The organism is Duganella alba, assembly GCF_009674495.1.
GTDB classification, from domain to species: domain Bacteria; phylum Pseudomonadota; class Gammaproteobacteria; order Burkholderiales; family Burkholderiaceae_D; genus Rugamonas; species Rugamonas alba.
In genome coordinates this window covers 1-20,962 of the sequence record NZ_WKJN01000054.1, presented here as the reverse complement: position 1 = coordinate 20,962, position 20,962 = coordinate 1, and the positions used below count along the sequence as shown (strand labels likewise).

At 66.6% G+C, this 20,962-nt stretch carries 22 protein-coding genes; 15 read left to right on the top strand and 7 right to left on the bottom strand.

Features of this window, described 5'->3' with window-relative positions; translation table 11 throughout:
* The coding region (locus GJ695_RS28195; RefSeq protein WP_154370418.1) for a xanthine dehydrogenase family protein molybdopterin-binding subunit at window positions 1-543 on the top strand (543 nt) is incomplete at its 5' end.
* Here GJ695_RS28195 and GJ695_RS28190 read toward each other — a convergent pair.
* The 3 genes from GJ695_RS28190 to yjgA are packed head-to-tail and all read right to left on the bottom strand — an operon-like array spanning window position 540 to window position 2,414.
* Window positions 540-1,205, bottom strand: a complete 666-nt coding sequence (locus GJ695_RS28190; RefSeq protein ID WP_154370417.1) for an alpha/beta hydrolase — start codon at window positions 1,203-1,205, stop codon at window positions 540-542. The genes GJ695_RS28195 and GJ695_RS28190 overlap by 4 nt on opposite strands.
* Window positions 1,206-1,207: 2 nt before the next feature.
* Window positions 1,208-1,825, bottom strand: coding sequence for a molybdopterin adenylyltransferase (gene mog / locus GJ695_RS28185; RefSeq protein ID WP_154370416.1), 618 nt, complete (start codon window positions 1,823-1,825; stop codon window positions 1,208-1,210).
* Complete coding sequence (gene yjgA, locus GJ695_RS28180) at window positions 1,815-2,414, bottom strand: ribosome biogenesis factor YjgA (protein WP_154370415.1); 600 nt, start codon at window positions 2,412-2,414, stop codon at window positions 1,815-1,817. The genes mog and yjgA overlap by 11 nt, the downstream gene beginning before the upstream one ends.
* 95 nt (window positions 2,415-2,509) lie before the next feature.
* Here yjgA and pmbA point away from each other — a divergent pair, with 95 nt between their 5' ends.
* On the top strand, window positions 2,510-3,862 hold the full coding sequence (gene pmbA / locus GJ695_RS28175; RefSeq protein ID WP_154370414.1) for a metalloprotease PmbA: 1,353 nt from the start codon (window positions 2,510-2,512) through the stop codon (window positions 3,860-3,862).
* A gap of 2 nt (window positions 3,863-3,864) precedes the next feature.
* Here pmbA and GJ695_RS28170 read toward each other — a convergent pair whose 3' ends face one another.
* From GJ695_RS28170 to paaX, 4 genes are all read right to left on the bottom strand, one after another.
* Entirely contained in the window at window positions 3,865-4,305 is a 441-nt protein-coding gene (locus GJ695_RS28170; RefSeq protein ID WP_154370413.1) for a hypothetical protein, read from the bottom strand.
* A gap of 173 nt (window positions 4,306-4,478) precedes the next feature.
* Complete coding sequence (locus tag GJ695_RS28165; protein ID WP_154370412.1) at window positions 4,479-5,543, bottom strand: hypothetical protein; 1,065 nt, start codon at window positions 5,541-5,543, stop codon at window positions 4,479-4,481.
* 94 nt (window positions 5,544-5,637) lie between these two features.
* Entirely contained in the window at window positions 5,638-6,771 is a 1,134-nt protein-coding gene (locus GJ695_RS28160) for a M14 family metallopeptidase (RefSeq protein ID WP_154370411.1), read from the bottom strand.
* Between the two features lie 121 nt (window positions 6,772-6,892).
* Complete coding sequence (gene paaX / locus GJ695_RS28155; protein WP_154370410.1) at window positions 6,893-7,828, bottom strand: phenylacetic acid degradation operon negative regulatory protein PaaX; 936 nt, start codon at window positions 7,826-7,828, stop codon at window positions 6,893-6,895.
* A 147-nt stretch (window positions 7,829-7,975) separates the two neighbouring features.
* Here paaX and paaA point away from each other — a divergent pair, with 147 nt between their 5' ends.
* The 13 genes from paaA to GJ695_RS28090 form a co-directional block, all read left to right on the top strand.
* Window positions 7,976-8,962 (top strand): 1,2-phenylacetyl-CoA epoxidase subunit PaaA, encoded by a 987-nt coding sequence (gene paaA / locus GJ695_RS28150; RefSeq protein WP_154370409.1) that lies wholly within the window; start codon window positions 7,976-7,978, stop codon window positions 8,960-8,962.
* A gap of 10 nt (window positions 8,963-8,972) precedes the next feature.
* Window positions 8,973-9,257, top strand: coding sequence for a 1,2-phenylacetyl-CoA epoxidase subunit PaaB (gene paaB / locus GJ695_RS28145; protein ID WP_154360552.1), 285 nt, complete (start codon window positions 8,973-8,975; stop codon window positions 9,255-9,257).
* 8 nt (window positions 9,258-9,265) lie between these two features.
* Window positions 9,266-10,018, top strand: coding sequence for a 1,2-phenylacetyl-CoA epoxidase subunit PaaC (gene paaC, locus GJ695_RS28140; protein WP_154370408.1), 753 nt, complete (start codon window positions 9,266-9,268; stop codon window positions 10,016-10,018).
* Window positions 10,019-10,049: 31 nt separating this feature from the next.
* Complete coding sequence (gene paaD, locus GJ695_RS28135; protein WP_154370420.1) at window positions 10,050-10,673, top strand: 1,2-phenylacetyl-CoA epoxidase subunit PaaD; 624 nt, start codon at window positions 10,050-10,052, stop codon at window positions 10,671-10,673.
* 8 nt (window positions 10,674-10,681) lie between these two features.
* On the top strand, window positions 10,682-11,764 hold the full coding sequence (gene paaE, locus GJ695_RS28130; protein ID WP_154370407.1) for a 1,2-phenylacetyl-CoA epoxidase subunit PaaE: 1,083 nt from the start codon (window positions 10,682-10,684) through the stop codon (window positions 11,762-11,764).
* Window positions 11,765-11,779: 15 nt separating this feature from the next.
* On the top strand, window positions 11,780-12,580 hold the full coding sequence (paaG, locus tag GJ695_RS28125; RefSeq protein ID WP_154370406.1) for a 2-(1,2-epoxy-1,2-dihydrophenyl)acetyl-CoA isomerase PaaG: 801 nt from the start codon (window positions 11,780-11,782) through the stop codon (window positions 12,578-12,580).
* Window position 12,581: 1 nt separating this feature from the next.
* Window positions 12,582-14,162: a 3-hydroxyacyl-CoA dehydrogenase PaaH gene (gene paaH / locus GJ695_RS28120; protein WP_154370405.1), complete on the top strand. Its 1,581-nt coding sequence runs from the start codon at window positions 12,582-12,584 to the stop codon at window positions 14,160-14,162.
* A gap of 154 nt (window positions 14,163-14,316) precedes the next feature.
* Window positions 14,317-14,703, top strand: a complete 387-nt coding sequence (paaI, locus tag GJ695_RS28115; protein WP_229260681.1) for a hydroxyphenylacetyl-CoA thioesterase PaaI — start codon at window positions 14,317-14,319, stop codon at window positions 14,701-14,703.
* A 13-nt stretch (window positions 14,704-14,716) separates the two neighbouring features.
* Complete coding sequence (gene paaK, locus GJ695_RS28110; RefSeq protein ID WP_154370404.1) at window positions 14,717-16,027, top strand: phenylacetate--CoA ligase PaaK; 1,311 nt, start codon at window positions 14,717-14,719, stop codon at window positions 16,025-16,027.
* Window positions 16,028-16,037: 10 nt separating this feature from the next.
* Complete coding sequence (gene pcaF / locus GJ695_RS28105) at window positions 16,038-17,243, top strand: 3-oxoadipyl-CoA thiolase (RefSeq protein ID WP_166455357.1); 1,206 nt, start codon at window positions 16,038-16,040, stop codon at window positions 17,241-17,243.
* A 2-nt stretch (window positions 17,244-17,245) separates the two neighbouring features.
* Window positions 17,246-17,857 carry a phenylacetic acid degradation protein PaaY gene (locus GJ695_RS28100; RefSeq protein ID WP_154360545.1) on the top strand — a complete coding sequence of 204 codons (612 nt, stop codon included), beginning with the start codon at window positions 17,246-17,248 and terminating at the stop codon, window positions 17,855-17,857.
* Between the two features lie 87 nt (window positions 17,858-17,944).
* The gene (paaZ, locus tag GJ695_RS28095) at window positions 17,945-19,993 is read left to right on the top strand and encodes a phenylacetic acid degradation bifunctional protein PaaZ (protein WP_154370403.1); all 2,049 of its coding nucleotides are present in this window, start codon (window positions 17,945-17,947) and stop codon (window positions 19,991-19,993) included.
* 80 nt (window positions 19,994-20,073) lie between these two features.
* Window positions 20,074-20,962: tetratricopeptide repeat protein (locus tag GJ695_RS28090; RefSeq protein ID WP_166455414.1), on the top strand; the 889-nt coding region annotated here is incomplete at its 3' end.

Here is a 20,962-nt window from a genome sequence, read left to right as displayed (position 1 = left end):
GCTGGCGCCGGCCAGCGCGACGCGGTGGCGGCGGTGATCGCGCGCCACGGCGGCCAGCCGCTGCAGGCCGACAGCCAGTCGGCGCCGGGCGACGAGAAGAAGCAGTATTCGATGCATTCGTTCGGCGCGGTGTTTGTCGAGGTGCATGTGGACCCGGAGCTGGGTGCGATCCGCGTGCCGCGCGTGGTCGGCGCGTATCACGTCGGCCGGGTGCTGAACGCGAAGACCGCCCACAGCCAGCTGCTGGGCGGCGTGGTGTGGGGACTGGGCATGGGACTGATGGAGGCGTCGGAGCTGGACCTGCCGAGCGGGCGGGTGGCCAACGCCAACCTGGCCGATTATCACGTGCCGGTGAATGCGGATATCGGCGACATCGATGTCAGCGTGGTCGACGCGCCGGACCTGGCGTTCAATCCGCTGGGCGCGCGCGGCATTGGCGAGATCGGCATCGTGGGCGTGGCGGCGGCGCTGGCCAACGCCGTGTATCACGCCACCGGCAGGCGCGTGCGCAAGCTGCCGGTGCGGCTGGATGACCTGATCTAGAGGATGCGCTTGAGCCAGGCGCTGATGTCGTCGACTTCCTGCTGGCACAGCGAGTGCTGCATGGCGTATTCGTGCCACTCGACGTTGTAGCCCCAGTCGAGCAGCAGGTCGCGCGAGGCGGTGGCGCGGGCGATGGCGATCACCGGGTCCATGCGGCCGTGCACCAGGAAGATCGGCGTGGCCAGGCTTTCCGGCGTGTGCTCGGCGGCCGCTTTCGGCGCGATCGGCACGTAGCCGGACAGGCACAGCATGCCCGCCAGTTTGGTTTTCTGGCGCAGGCCGGTTTGCAAGGTCATCGCGCAGCCTTGCGAGAAGCCGGCCAGGATGATGCGCTCGTTGGGGATGCCGCGGGCGTTTTCGCGCGCCATCAGCGCTTCAACTTTCACTTGCGAGGCGCGCAGGCCGGCTTCGTCTTCCTGGCGGCCGAGGTCGGTGGCGATGATGTCGTACCAGGCGCGCATCACGTAGCCGCCGTTGACCGTCACCGGCATGGTGTCGGCGTTGGGGAAGATGAAGCGGATGGCCGGCAGGCCGGCCAGGTCCAGCTCGTGCAGCATGGGCACGAAGTCGTTGGCGTCGGCGCCCAGACCGTGCATCCAGATGATGGAGACGGTGGGATTCGGGCCGGTTTCTTTTTCGATGGTTTGCAGCAGTTGGCTCATGCTTATCCTTGGGCGGGGCGGAGGGCGGATTTGGGACGGAAGGCCTTGCACACGGCCGGATCGGTTTCCATGTAGGGGCCGCCGATCAGGTCGACGCAGTAGGGCACGGCGGCGAAGATGCCGCCCACCAGCGTGTGGCCGTCGGCGTCCTTCAGGCCGCCCAGCGTTTCGGCGATGGCTTTCGGCTGGCCCGGCAGGTTGAGGATCAGCGCGGCGTGGTCGGCGCTCTCGCGGATCACGGCGGTCTGGCGCGACAGGATGGCGGTCGGCACGAAGTGCAGGCTGATCTGGCGCATCTGCTCGCCGAAGCCGGGCATTTCCTTGGTGCCGACGGCCTTGGTCGCTTCCGGCGTGACGTCGCGGCGCGACGGGCCGGTGCCGCCGGTGGTCAGCACCAGGTGGCAGCGGACGGCGTCGGCCAGCTCGGTCAGCGTGGCCTCGATCTGCGGGCGTTCGTCGGCGATCAGCCGGGTTTCGATGCGATAGGGCGTGGTCAGCGCGCTGGCCAGCCAGGCTTGCAGCGCGGGGAGGCCCTGGTCCTGGTAGACGCCGCCGCTGGCGCGGTCGGAGATCGACACCAGGCCGATCACCAGTTCGGTTGCGGCGGTATTACTCGTCATCGGCTTCGTCGCCGGTTTCTTCCTCATCCATGCCGGCGGCCTTGCGCTTGTCGGCGTCCAACTGTTTCAGGATCTGGAAGATTTCACGGTAGGCTTTGGGCGGCTTGTTCTCGGCCTGTTCCTTGCGGGCGTTGCGGATCAGCGTGCGCAGGTGCTGCACGTCGAGTTCCGGATTTTCCGACAGCAGGGTGGTCAGGGCGTTGTCGTCGGCCAGCAATTTCTCGCGGCGGCGTTCCAGCGCGTGCATGGCGGCGGTTTCCGACTTGGAGGCGCCTTTCCAGCTGTCGATGGCTTTCTGGATGACGGCGACTTCCTCTTCGTCCAGGGTGCGCATCTTTTTGCCGACAAACTGCATCTGGCGGCGGCGGCCTTCGTGGTTGGTGATGGTCTGGCACATCAGGATGGCTTCCAGCACATCTTCCGGCATCGGCACGCGTTTGACGCGGTCGCGCGGGGCTTCGACCAGGGTTTCGCCGAGCTTTTGCAGGGCGTTGGACTGGCGCTTGGCCTCGGATTTGGAGGGGCGTTCGTACTCTTCTTCGAATTCGGTGGAGCTGAAGCCGACGGCGCCGCGGTTAGGATTTACCATATTATCAACTTTCGGTAGGGCGCATGGCCGCGCCCTGTAAACTGTAAACGACTGCTATGATAACTGTTTTAGCGGCCACCCGAAGAAAACAGCCCATGAGCGATACCCATTTTACCCACACCCAGGACCAGTTGAAGCAGCTCGCACGCGATGTGCTGGGCTACGCCAAAGCCCAGGGCGGCACCGATTGCGCCGTCGAAATCAGCGAGGGCAGCGGCCTGTCGGTGTCGGTGCGCAAGAGCCAGATCGAGACCATCGAGCAGAATAAAGACAAGGGCATGGGGGTGACGGTGTTCATCGGCCAGCGCCGCGGCAACGCCTCGACCTCCGATTTTTCGCCGGCGGCGCTGAAGGCCACCGTGGAGGCGGCGTACAACATCGCGCGCTTCACGTCGGATGACGACTGCGCCGGCCTGGCCGACGAAGATCAGCTGGAGATGAAACCGCGCGACCTGAAGCTGTTTTATCCATGGGATATCTCGACCGCGGAAGCCGTGTCGCTGGCGCAGCGCGCCGAGGCGGCGGCGTTTGCCGTCGACGCGCGCGTGACCAATTCGGAAGGCGCCGGCGTGCACGTGCAGCAGTCGCATTTTGTCGCCGCCAACTCGCGCGGCTTCATCGGCGGCTATCCGTATTCGCGCCATACGCTGTCGGTGGCGCCGATCGCCGGCAAGGGCAAGAACATGCAGCGCGACGACTGGTATTCGTCGGTGCGCGATGCGTCGAAGATGTCGTCGCCGGAGGCGATCGGCCGTTACGCGGCGGAGCGCGCGCTGGCGCGCCTGAATGCGCGCACCATCGATACGCGCACCTGCCCGGTGCTGTTCGAGGCGCCGCTGGCGGCTGGTCTGCTGGGCGCGTTCGTGCAAGCGACGTCGGGCGGCGCGCTGTATCGCAAGTCGACCTTCCTGCTCGATTCGTTGGGCAAGCAGGTGTTGCCGAAGCACGTGCAGATTCATGAAGATCCGCACGTGGTGGGCGGTGTCGGTTCGGCGCCGTTCGACGAGGAGGGCGTGCGCACCGTCAAGCGCGATGTGGTCAAGGATGGCGTGGTGCAGGGCTATTTCCTGTCGACGTATTCGGCGCGCAAGCTGGGCATGAAAACCACCGGCAATGCGGGCGGTTCGCATAACCTGGCGATGACGTCGTCGCTGACCAAGCCGGCGGATGATTTCGCGGGCATGCTGCGCAAGATGGGCACCGGTCTGCTGGTAACTGAGCTGATGGGCCAGGGCACCAATTATGTGACGGGCGATTATTCGCGCGGCGCGGCTGGTTACTGGGTCGAGAATGGCGTGATCCAGTATCCGGTGGAGGAGATCACCATCGCCGGCAATATGAAGGATATGCTGGCGCAGATCGTCGCCATCGGCAGCGATGTGCTGGTGCGCGGCACCAAGCAGACCGGCTCGATTCTGATCGAGAATATGGTGGTGGCCGGCGGCTGAGGCTAGTCGGTACTGCGGCGGGCGCGGCGCCGGCGGTTGACGCCGGGCTGGCGCGGCTGGTCGCCGGCGGCTGCGCGCCAGTCGCTGGCTTTGGTCCATGGCTCCAGGTGGTTGCGGCGCAGGCAGATGTCGCGCCAGGCGTTGCGGACGCTGCCGCAAACTTCCATTGCCCACGAACTGGGCGTGACGATTTTTCCTTCGGCCATCAACAGGTCGCCTTCCACCTGGGCGAAGTAGCATAGGCCACGGTGGCTGATGCGCAACCGCGTGCCGTGCGGGAGGAACAGTTCCTTCCATTGATAGCCGCGGTCCGTCGGCTGGCCGTATTGGCGCGCCATCCATTCCTTCAGTGCGATCAGCACAACTTCCTCCCGCGTGCGATGGTCTTCGCGCTTGCGCATCTGGTAATACAGCTCGGTATATACGTGGTGTGTCATGTCCATGGTGGTTGCCTATTTTCGCCTATTCCTGCCTATGAAATGCCTGCATTTGTAACAGTCAGACTGGTGCTCACAGAGGGAAGTTCCGCAAAATCGGTTAAGAAAAATAGGCATTCGTCAGGCGAAAATAGGCAAAAATAGGCGAGGACTGTGGAAGGCAAAGCCTATGTATATACTCACTTGCATAGCTTGCTGCCGGGAAGGCCGCAGGCGATCAGGCGGCCGACGTCGGGATTGCCCAGGTATTCCAGGTGGGCGGTGTCGGGGCGTTCCAGCAGGCCCAGGTAGGTCGGCGCGTTGGAGACCAGGATGTTGTAGACGGTGACGCCGTCCTGCGCATATTTTTCCGGCGGCAGCGTGTAGGACAGCAGGTCATTCGGATCGGTGAAGGCTACCAGGGTCAGGTGGCGGTCGGCTGCCAGCGCGGGGCGCTTGCGTAGCAGTAATTGCAGGCTGTCGGGTGGCGATACCGCCATGGTGGCGGGCAGCGGCTGATCCGCCAGCGACAGCAGCGGGATCTGATTGGCGGCCATCACCAGAAAGCGCATGCGGTCCACGGCCTGTTGCGCCATCACGGCTGCCTGCGAGCCGGCCGGTTCTTCCGTCATGCGCAACAGCGTGTCGAACAAAATTTTGCTGCCCATGCTGTGGGCAATTACCACCAGCGGCGTTTGCGCCTGCGCGCCCGACATTACCTGCAGCACGGCTTCGCGCATGCGGCGCTGGATGGTGTCGCGCGCCACGCCCTGGTAGATCAGGGCATCGGGCAGGCAATCGTCGATCAGACCGTCCTTGAAGCGGGCGTTGAGGCGTGCGCGCGTGTAGGGATAGGGCGGTGCGCCGGTGCATAGCGATGACTTGCCGCTCTGGTCGTAGCAGAGCTGGCGTTTCAGGTCGTTGGTCAGGGGCGACCAGATCAGGGCGTCGAAGCGGAGCTGGCCGGCGGGCGTGTTCACCGTGGATGGCACGATCTGCACCGCCGCGCTGCTGGCAGCACGCGAGGATTGCGTGGTGGCGTCGCGCAGGGCGCCGGTCAGTTGCGGGACGACTTCATCGACCCAGCTGGCGTCGTGCGTGCAGATGCCGTGCACCAGCAGCACATCGGCTGCGTTGCCGTCGGCCTGGGCGGCCAGAGCGATCAAACCGGGGAAAGTGGTGTTGGCGTCCGTCAGTTGCGGCGGGCGGTAGGGCGTGGTGCAGGCGGTGAGCAGCACCAGCACGGCATACGGCAAGAATTTCATGATGGACCTCCGGATGCGGCGCGTGGATGCGCCGCCTGAGGTCCAGTGTATTTTTCCCTGCGGCGCCGGCTTTGTGGCGCCGCAGGGAGTCCGCTTACTGCTGTTGGGCCAGTAGCGATTGCAGCACCGGCTGCAGAATCGACTTGCCCAGCTCGGCGCTACGGGCGCCGTTCCAGCCGGTGTCGGTGTCCGGATCGTTGGCGTTGTCCTTGAACGGCATCTCCAGGGTCAGCGACAGGCAGCCGAAGGCGTGGGTGATGTGCGGCGAACCCATGGTCAGCGTTTCCGGCGTGTACGGCGTTTCGCCGTAGCCGAATTCGTCCTGGAAGTCCGGGCTGGCGATCAGGAAATTGTCGATGAAGTATTGCTGCGCTTCGGCCTGATCGTCGGTGAAGTTTGGCAGCGACTCGCTGCCGGCCACGAACACGTAAGGCAGGCCTTCGTCGCCGTGGATGTCCAGGCACAGGTCGACGCCGGTTTCGTGCATCTTCTGTTTGACCAGGAATACTTCCGGGCTGCGCTCCATGGTCGGATTCAGCCATTCGCGGTTCAGGTTGGCGCCGGCCGCGTTGGTGCGCAGGTTGCCGCGCACCGAGCCGTCCGGATTCATGTTCGGCACCACGTAGAACACGGCTTCCTTCAGGCACTGGCGGCCAAACGGATTGGCCGGATCCAGCAGCGCTTCGACAAAGCCTTCGACAAACCACTCGGCCATGGTTTCGCCCGGGTGCTGGCGGGCGATGACCCACACCTTTTGCTCCGCTTCCGGATCGCCGATGACCAGCATGTTCAGATCGCGGCCGTCGATGGTGCTGCCCAGGTCGACCAGCTTGACCAGCGGCGACAATTGGGCGTTATCCAGCAGCGACAGGTGGCGTTCCCACGAATACGGCTCGAAATAGGCGTAGTAGACGCTGTCGTATTCCGGCGTGTGGTTGATGGTCATGACCTTGCCGTCATAGGTGGTCGGCACGCGGAACCAGGAGTCGCGGTCGTAGCTGGCGACGGCCTGATAGTCCTTCCAGCCGTCCGGGTAGGCGGCGCTGCCGGCGTTCAGGAAGTTCATCGCCAGCGGCGTGCCCTGCGCGCCCTGCACGCGGTAGTAAAACCACTGCACGATGTCGGCGTGGGAATCTTTACGGATGTTCAGATCGATGGCGGCCGGATCGTCGGCGCGGACCACTTCGATGGCGCCAGCGTCGAACTGCTGGCTGATTTTGATAGGCATGGCAGGAATCCTGGTGAATTCTATGTGGATAGTAGATCGCGCTTGTGGCGCAGAGCCGACATGATACAGGCTTGGCCGCCGGCCCGCCCGGATTTCCGCAGGGGCGCGCCGAGCCGGCGCGTCAGGCCAGACCGCCGAAGCGGTCGAAGAAGGCCGCTTCGAGCGGCGCGGTGGCGGCGTCTTCGCGGCGCAGGGCGGCGTCGATGTGCTGCTCGGCGGCGGCGTGCACCAGCAGGTAGATCTGGCGCGCCAGCTCGTAGGCCAGCGCGCCCGGCCATGGCGTCGGCAGCAGCTCGACCGGCAGCTGCGGATCGTGCAGCTGGACGCGGCGGTAGGCGTGGATCAGCAAGGTGCGGACCACGAAGGCCGATGCCGGCGACAACGGCGCGTCGCCGCCGTCGGCGCCCGTGGCGCGCAGCGCCGCCAGCAGCGGCTCGAACTGGGCGATGAACTTGTTGTAGCCGGCCGCCACGGCCGCCACGTCCCAGCCGCTGGCCACCAGGTCGCTGAGCGGGCGGGCGCCGACCTGCGGCAGCGTCTTGGCCTGCACCACGAACAGCTTGCCGGCCACGCCAAGGCGGGTCAGCAGCTCGTCGAGCGCGGCGCCGTCGGCGGCCGGATGGCCCATGATGCCGGGCGCGATCACTCTATAGCCTTCCCACAGCAGCTCCTTGCGCACGGCCGCGCGCTCGGCCGCGTTGAGGGCGCCGTCGCCGTTCAGCACCAGCGTCCAGCTGCCGTCCCAGTGCACGTGCGGCGAGGCGTAGATGCGGCGGTAGGCGTGGACGAAGCGCGCCATGGCGTCGGGCGTGATGGCGTAGGAGCTGCGGCGGCCGTCGCGTTGGGCGCCGAGCCAGCCTTCCTGCGCCAGCCGGAAGACGGCGGTGCGCAGCAGGCGGTCGTTGACGCCGAACGGCGCCAACAGCTCGATCAGGCTGCCCAGCCACACCATGCCGCCGTGCGGCACGATGGCGTCGCCAAAAATGGTCACCACCAGCGACTTCGAGCGCGGCGGGTCGGTGGCCAGGAAGTTGGCGATCCAGTCGTTGCAATTCATAAGCGGCTTACTAATCTGAACAGGGAAACAATAGTTTACTTGGCCGCGCGCCAAAAATTAACACGACGCATGAAAATAATATGACACAAAAAAACTGTAGCCAAATAAAAATACGTATCGTATTATGTGATGAAACAGGAGACAGCCATGTACGCACAACTGGTGGAAACCGGCCTCAAGCAAGTCCGCACGGCCGAGGACATGAGCGCCGACGAGCAGGCCTTTCAGGCCCGCATCGACGACGGCGTCAAGATCGAGGCCAAGGACTGGATGCCGGAGGCCTACCGCAAGACGCTGATCCGGCAGATTTCGCAGCACGCGCACTCGGAAATCGTCGGCCAGCTGCCCGAGGGCAACTGGGTGACGCGGGCGCCGACCCTGAAGCGCAAATCCATCCTGCTGGCCAAGATCCAGGACGAGGCCGGCCACGGCCTGTACCTGTACAGCGCCGCCGAAACGCTGGGCGTATCGCGCGACGAGCTGCTCGCTGCCCTGCACAGCGGCAAGGCCAAGTATTCAAGCATCTTCAACTACCCGACCCTGAGCTGGGCCGACATGGGCGCGATCGGCTGGCTGGTCGACGGCTCGGCCATCATCAACCAGATTCCGCTGTGCCGCTGCTCCTACGGTCCGTATGCGCGCGCCATGATCCGCGTGTGCAAGGAAGAGTCGTTCCATGCGCGCCAGGGCTACGACATCATGCTGTCGCTGGCGCGCGGCACGCCGGAGCAGAAGGCCATGGCGCAGGATGCGCTGAACCGCTGGTGGTGGCCGTCGCTGATGATGTTCGGGCCGTCGGACGCCGAGTCGGTCAACAGCGCGCAGTCGGCGCAGTGGCGCATCAAGCTGTTTTCCAACGACGAGCTGCGCCAGCGCATGGTCGACCAGACCGTGCCGCAGGCGGAATTTTTAGGCCTGACGGTGCCCGATCCGGATCTGAAATTCAACGCCGACAGCGGCCATTACGAATTCGGCGCCATCGACTGGAGCGAGTTCCACAACGTCCTCAAGGGCAACGGCCCGTGCAACCGCGAGCGCCTGCAGACGCGCGTCAAGGCCTGGGACGACGGCGAATGGTTCCGCGACGCGTTGGTCGCCCACGCCGACAAACACGCCGCCCGCAGCGCGGCATAGAGGAGACAATATGAGCAAAGAATGGCCACTGTGGGAAGTATTCATCCGCAGCCAGCACGGGCTGGCGCACAAGCACGTCGGCAGCCTGCACGCGCCGGACGCCGAGATGGCGGTCAACAACGCGCGCGACGTCTACACGCGGCGCAATGAAGGTGTCAGCATCTGGGTGGTGCGCGCCGCCGACATCGTCGCCAGCAGCCCGGCCGACAAGGGCGCGCTGTTCGAGCCGTCCAACAGCAAGGTGTATCGTCATCCGACCTTCTTCCCGATGCCGGAAGAAGTGAAGAACCTGTGAGGCCGGCGATGGACAACAAGGTCAACTACCTGCTGCGGCTCGGCGACAACGCCCTGATCCTCAGCCAGCAACTGTCGCAGTGGTGCGGCAAAGGCCCGGCGCTGGAGGAGGACATGGCGCTGACCAACGTCGCGCTGGACCTGCTGGGGCAGACGCGATTGTGGTACGAATACGCGGCCGAACTGGAAGGCGCGGGCCGCAGCGAGGACCAGCTGGCCTACCTGCGCGACGCCCACGACTTCAAGAACTGCCTGCTGCTGGAGCAGCCGAACGGCAATTACGCCGACACCATGGTGCGCCAGTTCTATTTCGACACCTGGCATTACTTCCTGATCGAAGGCCTGACGCGCAGCAGCGACGCGCGCATCGCCGCCATCGCCGAGAAGTCGCTGAAGGAAGTGACCTATCACCTGCGCCGCAGCGGCGACCTGATCGTGCGCATGGGCGACGGCACCGCCATCAGCCACGCCAAGACGCAAGCCGCGGCCGATGCGCTGTGGATGTACAGCGGCGAAGTGTTCGCCTACGACGCGGTCGATGAGGCGATGGTCGCCGCCGGCATCGCGCCGGAGGCCGGCGAACTGCGCGCGCAATGGCTGGCGCACGTGGCCGAGATCTTCGCCGAAGCCACGCTGACCATGCCGCCGGCCGACGCCTGGATGCAGAAGGGCGGCAAGCAAGGCCGCCACAGCGAGCACCTGGGCTATATCCTGGCCGAGATGCAGTTCCTGCAGCGCGCCTATCCCGGCGCCGAGTGGTAGCAGCGGGGCCGCCATGAAAGCCGCCGCCACCATGATCGCCGCCGCCGCACCGGCCGCCCGCAGCGCCGCCGCCCTGTCGTCGGCCGTCGCGCAAATCTGGGCCTGGCTCGGCGCCGTGCCCGACCCGGAGATTCCGGTCATCAGCATCGTCGACCTGGGCATCGTGCGCGACGTGCGCGTGGCCGACGACGGCGCCTGCGACGTCACCATCACGCCGACGTACTCCGGCTGTCCGGCCATGCAAGTCATCGCCGACGCCATCACCGACGCGCTGCACGCGCACGGCGTGGCGCAGGTCCGGCTGCACAACCAGATCTCGCCCGCCTGGACCACCGACTGGATGAGCGAGTCCGGCAAGGCCGCGCTAAAAGCCTACGGTATCGCGCCACCGGCGCAGCAGGTGATCGATATCAGCGGCTTGCGCGCCGGCGGCCGGGCCGCCGCTGCAGCCAGCGCCGCCCAAGGCGCCAGTGCTGCCCGGAGCGCCGCCGCTGCCGCCGTCTCGCGCCGCGCCGCGCCCGCGCCGATGGTGGCCTGCCCGCACTGCGGCTCGCTGCATACGGAAATCACCAGCCAGTTCGGCTCCACGCCCTGCAAGGCGCTGTACAAATGCCTGGACTGCCGCGAACCGTTCGACTACTTCAAGTGTCACTAGAGAAGATCATGAGCAAATTCCATCCGCTGACCATCGCCAACGTGCGCAACGAAACGCGCGACACCATCGCCGTCACCTTCGCCGTGCCGGATGCGCTGCGCGACAGCTTCGCCTTTCAGCAAGGCCAGCACCTGACGCTGCGCGCGCAGATCGGCGACGAAGACGTGCGCCGCTCCTACTCGATCTGCTCCGCCGTGCAGGACGGCGCGCTGCGCGTGGCCATCAAGCGCACGCAGGGCGGCCTGTTCTCCAGCTGGGCCAACGACAACCTGCAAGCCGGCCACACCATCGACGTGATGCCGCCGATGGGCCACTTCAACGTGCCGCTGGACGCCGCCAACAAAAAACACTACCTGGCCTTCGCCGCCGGCAGCGGCATCACGCCGATCCTGTCGATCATCAAGACCACGCTGGCCACCGAGCCGGAAAGCCAGTTCACGCTCTTCTACGGCAACCGCGCCTCGTCGTCGGTGATCTTCCGCGACGAACTGTCGGACCTGAAGGACACCTACATGGGACGCCTCAAGCTGGCCTACGTGATGAGCCGCGAGCAGCAGGACATCGAACTGTTCAACGGCCGCATCACCAAGGACAAGGCCGCGCAGTTCCTCCAATACTGGGTGCGCGCCGACGACATCGACGTCGCCTTCATCTGCGGCCCGGAAGACATGATGCACGGCGTCTCCGAAGCGCTGCAGGAAGCCGGCCTGGCCAAGTCGCAGATCAAGGTCGAGCTGTTCGCCGCCAGCATCCCGAAACACGCGCATCAGCCGCGCGCCGCGTCGGCCGCCGCCGCCACGCACCAGCAGACCGAAGTCACCGTCATCATGGACGGCAACGCCGCCATCTTCACCATGGAGCAGGACAAGGAATCGCTGCTCGACGCCGGCCTGCGCGCGGGCCTCGACATGCGCTACTCGTGCAAGGGCGGCGTGTGCTCGACCTGCCGCTGCAAGGTCATCGAGGGCAAGGTCGACATGGACGTCAACTACGCGCTGGAAGACTACGAAATCGCGCGCGGCTATGTCCTGAGCTGCCAGAGCTTCCCCACCACCGCCCGCGTCGTCATCGACTTCGACCAGGCCGAATAACAATACGGAGACACCATGGACTACCAGAACATCCTGTTCGAGATCAGCGACGGCGTCGCCACGCTGACGCTCAACCGCCCGGATAAGCTCAACAGCTTCACCCAGGCCATGCACGACGAACTGCGCCACGCGCTGAAACGCCTCGCCACCGAAGCGGCCAGCGGCGCCGCGCGCGTGCTGGTGCTGACCGGCGCCGGGCGCGGCTTCTGCGCCGGCCAGGATTTGTCCGACCGTTCGGTGGAGCCGGGCGCGCGGGCCGTTGACCTGGGCGACTCGGTGGAAAAGAACTACGCGCCGCTGGTGCAGTCGCTGCGCGCGCTGCCGCTGCCGGTGATCGGCGCCATCAATGGCGTGGCGGCCGGCGCCGGCGCCAACATCGCGCTGGCCTGCGACATCGTGCTGGCCACGAAGTCCGCGTCGTTCGTCGAAGTGTTCTGCAAACTGGGCCTGATTCCCGACACCGGCGGCACCTACTTCCTGCCGCGCCTGGTCGGCAGCGCGCGCGCCATGGGCATGGCCATGCTGGGCGAAAAACTGAGCGCCGAGAAGGCCGAAGCCTGGGGCCTGATCTGGAAGGCGATTCCCGACGAGGACTTCGCCGCCGAAGTGCAGGCCATGGCGCGCCACTTCGCCAGCGCGCCGACCAAGGGGCTGGCCTTCACCAAGAAAGCCTTGCACGCCAGCGCCCACAACAGCCTGCAACAGCAGCTGGCGCTGGAATGCGGCATGATGAGTGAGCTGGGTCGCAGCGACGACTACCGCGAGGGCGTGGCCGCCTTCATGGAAAAGCGCGCGCCAGAATTCAAGGGGCGTTGAGATGACAGCCCTGAACATTGAACGCGCGGTCGCCGTCATCGGCAGCGGCGCCATGGGCGCGGGCATCGCGCAGGTGGCGGCGGTGGCCGGCTACACGGTGCGCTTGTACGACACGCGTCCCGAGGCGGTGGCCAAGGCTATCTCCGATATTGCCGCCGCGCTGAACAAGCTGGTCGTCAAGGAGCGCATGAGCGCCATCGACTGCGCCGCCGCCATCGCGCGCCTGCACGCCGCCGTCACGCTGCCGGAGGTGGCCGATGCCGGTCTGGTGGTGGAGGCCATCGTAGAGAACCTCGGCGCCAAGCGCGCCCTGTTCGCGCAGCTGGAGGGCATGGTTGGCGATGACTGCATTTTGGCGACCAATACGTCTTCGATTTCCGTTACCGCGATTGCGGCGGGCCTGCGCCTGCCGGGCCGCGTGGCGGGCATGCACTTCTTTAATCCGGTGCCGCTGATGGCGTTGTGCGAAGTGGTCAGCGGACTGGCCACCGAGGCCGGCGCCGCGCAGACCGTATTCGACACCGCTGCTGCGTGGGGAAAAAATCCGGTGCATGCCAAGTCGACGCCGGGCTTCATCGTCAACCGTGTGGCGCGGCCGTTCTACGCCGAGGGCTGGCGCCTGCTGAACGAGCAGGCCGCCGATGCCGCCACGATTGATGCGGTGATGCGCGAGGCGGGCGGCTTCCGCATGGGGCCATTCGAGTTGATGGATTTGATCGGGCATGACGTCAATTTCTCCGTCACGCAGTCGGTCTTCAATGCGTATTTCCAGGACCCGCGCTTTACGCCTTCGGTGCTGCAGCAGGAGATGGTGAATGCCGGCTTCCTTGGCCGCAAAGCGGGGCAAGGCTTTTATCGCTATGGCGACGGCGCTGCGGCGCCGCAGGCGCAGGCCGAGGCACCGCAGCCGAAGCCGGAATATGTCAGCTACACCATTGAGCAGGGAGCAGCGTCGCATGCCGTGGGCGGCGTGGTGGTCGATGCGCTGGCGGCCCGTTTACGCGCTGCCGGCATCGAGATCACGCACCGCAAGACGCCAGAGACGATCCGTCCCGTCGGCGCGCATGACGATGCGCCGGCTTTCCATTGCAACGGCGCCGCCATCTATCTGACTGACGGCCGCAGCGCCACCCAGCGTGCGCGCGACAACCATCATGCGGATACGGTGCTGTTCGACCTGGCGCTGGACTATGGCAGCGCCAAGCGCATCGCCATCGCCCGTGCGGACCAGTGTTCGGATGCTGCTTTCAATGCGGTGGTCGGGCTGTTGCAGGCTGCCGGATTCGTCGTCACGCGGCTGGACGACGTGGCCGGACTGGCTGTGATGCGCACGGTCGCGATGCTGGCCAATGAGGCGGCGGATGCGGTCAACCAGGGCGTATGCAGCGCCGCCGCTGCCGACATCGCGATGCAGAAGGGCGTCAACTATCCGCGCGGACCGCTGGCGTGGGCGGACGCTGTCGGCATCGAACATATCGTGCGCGTGCTGGCCAATCTGGCCGGCGGCTATGGCGAGGATCGCTACCGCGTCTCGCCTCTGCTGCGCCGCAAGCAGGCTACCGGAGGGCGCTTCCATGAATAAGCTGAACGACGCCATGGCGGTGGCCTCGGCTGCTGCGCCGAACGCGGCCACCTCCGCCACCACCGCCGCGCATGGCGGCCGGGCGGCGCAGGTCGGCGACAACGCCGAAGAGCGCGCCGAGGCGCAGGCGCTGGCGGAGGCCGTCGCCGCCGCGATGTATGCGCGCGATACCGCTTCGCAGTCGCTTGGCATGACCATCGAGGCCATCGCGCCAGGCTACGCGCGCATGTCGATGCCGGTGCGTGGCGATATGCTGAACGGCCACCAGACCTGCCACGGCGGCTTCATCTTCGCGCTGGCCGACAGCGCGTTCGCCTTCGCCTGCAACAGCCACAATCACGTCACCGTGGGCGCCGGCTGCACTATCGACTACCTGTCGCCCGGCCGCGAAGGCGACCTCCTGAGCGCCACCGCCGTCGAGCAGACGCTGGCCGGCAAGAGCGGCATCTACGACGTCAAGGTGGTCAATCAGGACGGCCGCACGATCGCCCTGTTCCGCGGCAAATCGCACCGCATCGGCGGCGACGTTATACCAGCATAAAGAGGAGACACCGATGGTCCAACGCACTCCCGCGCCGTCCGATCTGGAACCGATCGAACGCGCCAGCCGCGACGAACTGCAAGCGCTTCAGCTCCAGCGCATGCAATGGTCGCTCAAGCACGCCTATGACAACGTGCCGCACTACCGCGCCGCCTTCGACGCCGCCGGCGTCCACCCGGACGACCTGCGCAGCCTGGCCGACCTGGCCAAATTCCCGTTCACCACCAAGAAGGAACTGCGCGACAACTATCCATTCGGCCTGTTCGCCGTGCCGCAGGACCGCGTGGTGCGCGTGCATGCGTCGAGCGGCACCACCGGCAAGCCGACGGTGGTCGGCTATACGCAGAACGACATCGACACCTGGGCCAACGTGGTCGCGCGCTCGATCCGCGCCGCCGGAGGCCGACGCGGCGACATGGTGCACATCTCCTACGGCTACGGCCTGTTCACCGGCGGCCTGGGCGCGCACTATGGCGCCGAGCGCCTGGGCTGCACCGTGATCCCGATGTCCGGCGGCCAGACCGAAAAGCAGGTGCAGCTGATCCAGGACTTCAAGCCGTCGATCATCATGGTCACGCCGTCGTACATGCTGAACATCGTCGAAGAGTACCAGCGCCAGGGCCTCGATCCGGCTGCCAGCTCGCTCAAGGTCGGCATCTTCGGCGCCGAACCGTGGACCGACGCCATGCGCGCCGAGATCGAACAGCGCGCCGGCATCGACGCGGTCGACATCTACGGCCTGTCGGAAGTGATGGGGCCCGGCGTCGCCAGCGAATGCATCGAGAGCAAGGACGGCCCGGTGATCTGGGAAGACCACTTCTACCCGGAGATCATCGATCCCGAAACCGGCGAAGTGCTGCCGGACGGCGAAGAGGGCGAGCTGGTATTCACCTCCCTGAGCAAGGAAGCGCTGCCGATCATCCGCTACCGCACGCGCGACCTCACGCGCCTGCTGCCGCCCACCTCGCGCGCCATGCGCCGCATCGGCAAGATCACCGGCCGCTCGGACGATATGCTGATCATCCGTGGTGTCAACGTGTTCCCGACCCAGATCGAAGAACTGATCTGCAAGATGCCCAAGCTGTCGCCGCAATACCAGCTGGTGGTCACGCGCGACGGCCACCTCGACAAGCTGGACGTGCTGGCCGAGCTGCGTGCCGACACGCCAAGCAGCGAAGTCGATTCGCTGGCGCGCGAGCTTGAGCACCGCATCAAGACCAACGTCGGCGTCAGCACCCGCGTGAAAATGCTGCCGGCCAACGGCATAGAGCGCACGCTGACCGGCAAGGCGCGGCGCGTGGTCGACCAACGCCCGAAAAACTAAAGGAGACACCGTGAACGAAGCCTATATCTGTGACGCCATCCGCACTCCCTTTGGCCGCTACGGCGGCGCGCTGGCAGGCGTGCGCACCGACGATCTGGCGGCGCTGCCGATCGCCGCGCTGGTCGCGCGCAATCCCGGCGTCGACTGGTCGCGCGTGGACGACGTCTACTACGGCTGCGCCAACCAGGCCGGCGAGGACAACCGCAACGTCGCGCGCATGGCGGCGCTGCTGGCCGGCCTGCCGGTCGATGTCCCCGGCAGCACCATCAACCGCCTGTGCGGCTCGTCGCTGGACGCGGTCGGCATGGCCGCGCGCGCCATCAAGTCCGGCGAGGCGCAGCTGGTGATCGCCGGCGGCGTGGAAAGCATGACACGCGCGCCCTTCGTCATGGGCAAGGCCGACAGCGCGTTCTCGCGCGCGGCAAAAATCGAGGACACCACCATCGGCTGGCGCTTCGTCAATCCGCTGATGAAGGCGGCGCACGGCATCGACTCGATGCCGGAGACGGCGGAAAACGTCGCGCAGGAATTCGGCGTCAGCCGCGCCGACCAGGATGCGTTCGCGCTGCGCAGCCAGCAGCGCTGGGCCGCCGCCCACGCGGCCGGCGTGTTCCGCGACGAGATCGTGCCGGTCACGCTCCCGCAGAAGCGCGGCGAGCCGAAGATCGTCGATACCGACGAGCATCCGCGCCCCGACACCACCATCGAGATGCTGGCCAAGCTGAAAGGCGTGGTGCGGCCGGATGGCTCGGTCACTGCCGGCAACGCGTCGGGCGTCAATGACGGCGCCTGCGCGATTCTGCTGGCCTCCGCCACGGCCGCCGAACAGTACGGCCTGCGCAAGCGTGCGCGCGTGCTGGGCATGGCGACCGCCGGGCTGGCGCCGCGCATCATGGGCTTCGGGCCGTCGCCGGCTTCCAAGAAGGTGCTGGCGCAGCTGGGACTGACCATAGGCGACATGGATGTCATCGAATTGAACGAGGCGTTTGCGGCGCAAGGCCTGGCTGTTACGCGCGATCTCGGTCTGGCCGACGATGCGTCGCATGTCAATCCGAACGGCGGCGCCATCGCCATCGGCCACCCGCTGGGCGCGTCCGGCGCGCGGCTGGTGCTGGCGGCGCTGCACCAGCTGGAACGCACTGGTGGCCGTTATGCGCTGTGCACAATGTGCATCGGCGTCGGGCAGGGCATCGCGGTTGTCATCGAGCGGGTGTGAGCATGGTCAAGGTCTATGAAATCAATGGCGTCACGCCGGTGGTCGATCCGACCGCTTACGTGCATCCCAGCGCGGTGCTGATCGGCGACGTCATTGTCGGCCCGCGCTGCTATATCGGCCCGCTGGCGGCGCTGCGCGGCGACTTCGGACGGCTGATTCTGGAGGAAGGCGCCAATCTGCAGGACACCTGCGTGATGCACGGCTTCCCCGGCTGCGACACGGTGGTGGAGCGCGATGGCCATATCGGCCACGGCGCCGTGCTGCACGGCTGCCGCATCGGACGCAACGCGCTGGTCGGCATGAACAGCGTCATCATGGACAACGCCGTAGTGGGCGCGGACAGCATCGTCGCCGCCATGAGCTTCGTCCGCGCCGGCATGGAGATTCCGCCGCGCAGCCTGGCGATGGGATCGCCGGCCAAAGTCGCGCGCGAACTGCGCGACGACGAGATCCAGTGGAAGAGCGGCGGCACGGCGCAATACCAGGAGCTGGCCGTGCGCTCCATGCAGACCATGCGCGAGACCGAGGCGCTGACCGCGCCGGAGCCGGACCGCAAACGCATCGACTGGGACAGCGCGCTGCCGCTGCACCTGCACAAGAACGCCGCACCCTGAGCCGCAAGGCGCCCGGCCGCGTGTCCCATGCAGGCTGCCGGCCGCCGCGCCGCTCACCGACAAATCGAACATCACGGAGACCGCACCATGCCACAACCAACCCTGCAAAGCCTGATCGCCGGCCGCTGGATCGGCAGCGAAGCCGCCGCGCCGCTGCACAGCGCCCTGACCAGCGCCGTCATCTACCACACGCACGCCGACAAGATCGACTTCGACGAAGCCGTCACCTACGCCCGCAAGACTGGCATTCCGGCGCTGATGCAGCTGAACTTCCAGCAGCGCGCCGCGCGCCTGAAGGCGCTGGCGCTGTATCTGCTGGAGCGCAAGGAAGAGCTGTACGCCATTTCGCACCAGACCGGCGCCACGCGCTCCGACAGCTGGGTCGATATCGAGGGCGGCACCGGCACGCTGTTCGCCTACGCCAGCATGGGCAGCCGCGAGCTGCCGTCGTCCAACGTGCTGCACGAAGGCCCGGCCATCGCGCTCGGTAAGAACGGCGGCTTTGCCGGCACCCACATCCTGGTGCCGCGCGGCGGTCTGGCGGTGCACATCAACGCCTTCAACTTCCCGATCTGGGGCCTGCTGGAGAAATTCGCGCCGAGCTTCCTGGCCGCCATGCCGTGCATCGGCAAGCCGGCCACCGCCACCAGCTACCTGACTGAAGCCGTGGTGCGCATGATGCACGAATCCGGCCTGCTGCCGGAAGGCGCGCTGCAACTGGTGATCGGCAGCACTGGCGACCTGCTGGACCGGCTGAACGGCGCCGACGTGGTCACCTTCACCGGCTCTGCCGACACCGCCGCCAAGTTGCGCGTCAACCGCAATCTGATCGCCAATTCGGTGCCGTTTACCGCCGAAGCGGACTCGCTGAATTGCGCCATTCTGGCGCCGGACGTGACGCCGGACGACGCCGAGTTCGACCTGTTCGTCAAGGAAGTGGCGCGCGAGATGACCGGCAAGGCTGGGCAGAAGTGCACCGCCATCCGCCGCATCATCGTGCCGGAAAATATGGTCGACGCGGTCGGCATGCGCCTGCGCGAGCGGCTGGCGAAAGTCAGCGTCGGCGATCCGTCGGTGGAAGGCGTGCGCATGGGCGCCCTGGCCTCGCGCGACCAGCAGCGCGACGTGGCCGAACGCGTCGAGCTGCTCGCGCGCGGCAACGAGGTGCTGTTCAGCGCGCGCGACGGCTTCAAGCCGGTGGGCGACGGCGTGGCCGACGGCGCTTTCTTCGCGCCGACGCTGCTGCTGTGCCGCGACGGCATGCGCAACGACGCCGTGCACGATGTCGAGGCCTTCGGCCCGGTCAGCACCATCATCAGCTACAACGGCATCGACGAGGCGCTGGCGCTGGCCGCGCGCGGCAAGGGTTCGCTGGTGTCGACGCTGGTGACGAAGGAGCCGGCGATCGCCGCCTACGCCGTGCCGATGGCGGCCGCCTCGCATGGCCGCGTGCTGGTGCTGGACAAGGAAGCGTCGGTCGATTCCACCGGCCACGGCTCGCCGCTGCCGCAGTTGAAGCACGGCGGCCCTGGCCGCGCCGGCGGCGGCGAGGAACTGGGCGGCATCCGCGCGGTGCGTCATTTCCTGCAGCGCGCGGCGGTGCAAGGTTCGCCGACCATGCTGGCCGCCGTCACCGGCGAATACGTGCGCGGCGCGAAAGTGCAGGAGCACGACGTGCACCCGTTCCGCAAATACTTCGAAGACCTGGCCGTCGGCGACTCGCTGCTGACGCACCGCCGCACCGTCAGCGAGGCGGACATCGTCAACTTCGGCGGCGTCTCGGGCGATTACTTCTATATGCACTTCGACGAGGTGGCGGCGAAGGACACGCAATTTGGCCAGCGCATCGCCCACGGCTATTTCGTGCTGTCGGCGGCGGCCGGCCTGTTCGTGTCGCCGGCGCCGGGACCGGTGCTGGCCAACTACGGCCTGGATAATCTGCGTTTCGTCGCGCCGGTGGCCATCGGCGACACCATCCGCGCGCGCCTGACCTGCAAGCGCAAGGTGGACCGCAACCGCACCGACGACAAGGGCGTCGGCCAGGGCGTGGTGGCGTGGGACGTGCAGGTCACCAATCAGCGCGACGAACTGGTGGCCAGCTACGACATCCTGACCCTGGTGATGAAGCGCGCCTGACCCCGGGCCGGCCCCGGCGGGCTTTGATTTTTCCAAAAAACTGGTGCATGATGGGGATCTCAGACTCCTCCATCCTTCCCATGGCAATATCGCATTCCCAGCAGGTCGACCAGTTGTTCTCCGAAGGCCTGCGGTTCCACGGCGAGGGCGAGCTGGCGCAGGCCATGCAAACCTACGAGCAGGTGCTCAAGCTGGCGCCGCAGCACATCGATGCGCTGTACCACGTCGGCATTATCGGCTTCCAGACCGGGAATTTCGAGATGGCCGCCGGCTTTTTCCGCTCGGTGCTGGCGCTGGCGCCGGACGACGCGGCGGCGCACAGCAATCTCGGGAACGCGCTCAAGGAGCAGCAACTGCCGGACGAGGCGCTCGACAGCTACGAGCGCGCTCTGGCGCTCAACGCGGCCGATGCCGATACCTGGTTCAATCGCGGCGCCGTGCTGGCGGCGGTGGAGCGGCCGCAGGATGCGCTGCACAGCTTCGAGCAGGCGCTGACGTTGAACGACGCCGATGACCAGGCATGGCAGCAGCGCGCGGCCGTGCTGCGCCAGCTTGGCCAGCACGCGCTGGCGCTGGAGAGCGCGGAGCAGGCGCTGGCGATCAATCCCAACAACATCGAGGCGCACAACCAGCGCGGCGCGCTCCTGCATGCGCTGGGCCGGCTGGACGAGGCCGCGCACAGCCTGCGGCAGGCCCTGGCGCTGTTGCCGGAGTACGCCGACGCCCATCATCATCTCGGCCTGCTGCTGGCCGCTGCCGGACAGCCGGCCGAGGCGCTGCGCAGCCACGACCAGGCCATCGCGCTGCAACCGCAATGGCACGAGGCGCATGCCAGCCGTGCCGCCGTGCTGCGCGAATTGGGCCGCCGCGACGATGCGCAACGGGCGACCGCCACCGCCAACCAGCTGCGGCGCGAGCAACTGGCCGCCTACCGCAGCGTGGGCGACGAGCTGCTGGCGCAAGGCCGTG

What these genes read in the sequence shown, in the direction of transcription:
- GJ695_RS28160 (WP_154370411.1), bottom strand. Translation starts at nt 6,771, where the DNA reads ATGCCTATCAAAATCAGCCAGCAGTTCGACGCTGGCGCCATCGAAGTG.
- yjgA (WP_154370415.1), bottom strand. Translation starts at nt 2,414, where the DNA reads ATGGTAAATCCTAACCGCGGCGCCGTCGGCTTCAGCTCCACCGAATTC.
- paaX (WP_154370410.1), bottom strand. Translation starts at nt 7,828, where the DNA reads ATGAATTGCAACGACTGGATCGCCAACTTCCTGGCCACCGACCCGCCG.
- paaE (WP_154370407.1), top strand. Translation starts at nt 10,682, where the DNA reads ATGAGCAAATTCCATCCGCTGACCATCGCCAACGTGCGCAACGAAACG.
- paaZ (WP_154370403.1), top strand. Translation starts at nt 17,945, where the DNA reads ATGCCACAACCAACCCTGCAAAGCCTGATCGCCGGCCGCTGGATCGGC.
- paaB (WP_154360552.1), top strand. Translation starts at nt 8,973, where the DNA reads ATGAGCAAAGAATGGCCACTGTGGGAAGTATTCATCCGCAGCCAGCAC.
- pmbA (WP_154370414.1), top strand. Translation starts at nt 2,510, where the DNA reads ATGAGCGATACCCATTTTACCCACACCCAGGACCAGTTGAAGCAGCTC.
- GJ695_RS28190 (WP_154370417.1), bottom strand. Translation starts at nt 1,205, where the DNA reads ATGAGCCAACTGCTGCAAACCATCGAAAAAGAAACCGGCCCGAATCCC.
- paaC (WP_154370408.1), top strand. Translation starts at nt 9,266, where the DNA reads ATGGACAACAAGGTCAACTACCTGCTGCGGCTCGGCGACAACGCCCTG.
- paaA (WP_154370409.1), top strand. Translation starts at nt 7,976, where the DNA reads ATGTACGCACAACTGGTGGAAACCGGCCTCAAGCAAGTCCGCACGGCC.
- paaI (WP_229260681.1), top strand. Translation starts at nt 14,317, where the DNA reads ATGTATGCGCGCGATACCGCTTCGCAGTCGCTTGGCATGACCATCGAG.
- paaG (WP_154370406.1), top strand. Translation starts at nt 11,780, where the DNA reads ATGGACTACCAGAACATCCTGTTCGAGATCAGCGACGGCGTCGCCACG.
- paaK (WP_154370404.1), top strand. Translation starts at nt 14,717, where the DNA reads ATGGTCCAACGCACTCCCGCGCCGTCCGATCTGGAACCGATCGAACGC.
- paaD (WP_154370420.1), top strand. Translation starts at nt 10,050, where the DNA reads ATGATCGCCGCCGCCGCACCGGCCGCCCGCAGCGCCGCCGCCCTGTCG.
- GJ695_RS28170 (WP_154370413.1), bottom strand. Translation starts at nt 4,305, where the DNA reads ATGGACATGACACACCACGTATATACCGAGCTGTATTACCAGATGCGC.
- GJ695_RS28165 (WP_154370412.1), bottom strand. Translation starts at nt 5,543, where the DNA reads ATGAAATTCTTGCCGTATGCCGTGCTGGTGCTGCTCACCGCCTGCACC.
- paaH (WP_154370405.1), top strand. Translation starts at nt 12,582, where the DNA reads ATGACAGCCCTGAACATTGAACGCGCGGTCGCCGTCATCGGCAGCGGC.
- GJ695_RS28100 (WP_154360545.1), top strand. Translation starts at nt 17,246, where the DNA reads ATGGTCAAGGTCTATGAAATCAATGGCGTCACGCCGGTGGTCGATCCG.
- mog (WP_154370416.1), bottom strand. Translation starts at nt 1,825, where the DNA reads ATGACGAGTAATACCGCCGCAACCGAACTGGTGATCGGCCTGGTGTCG.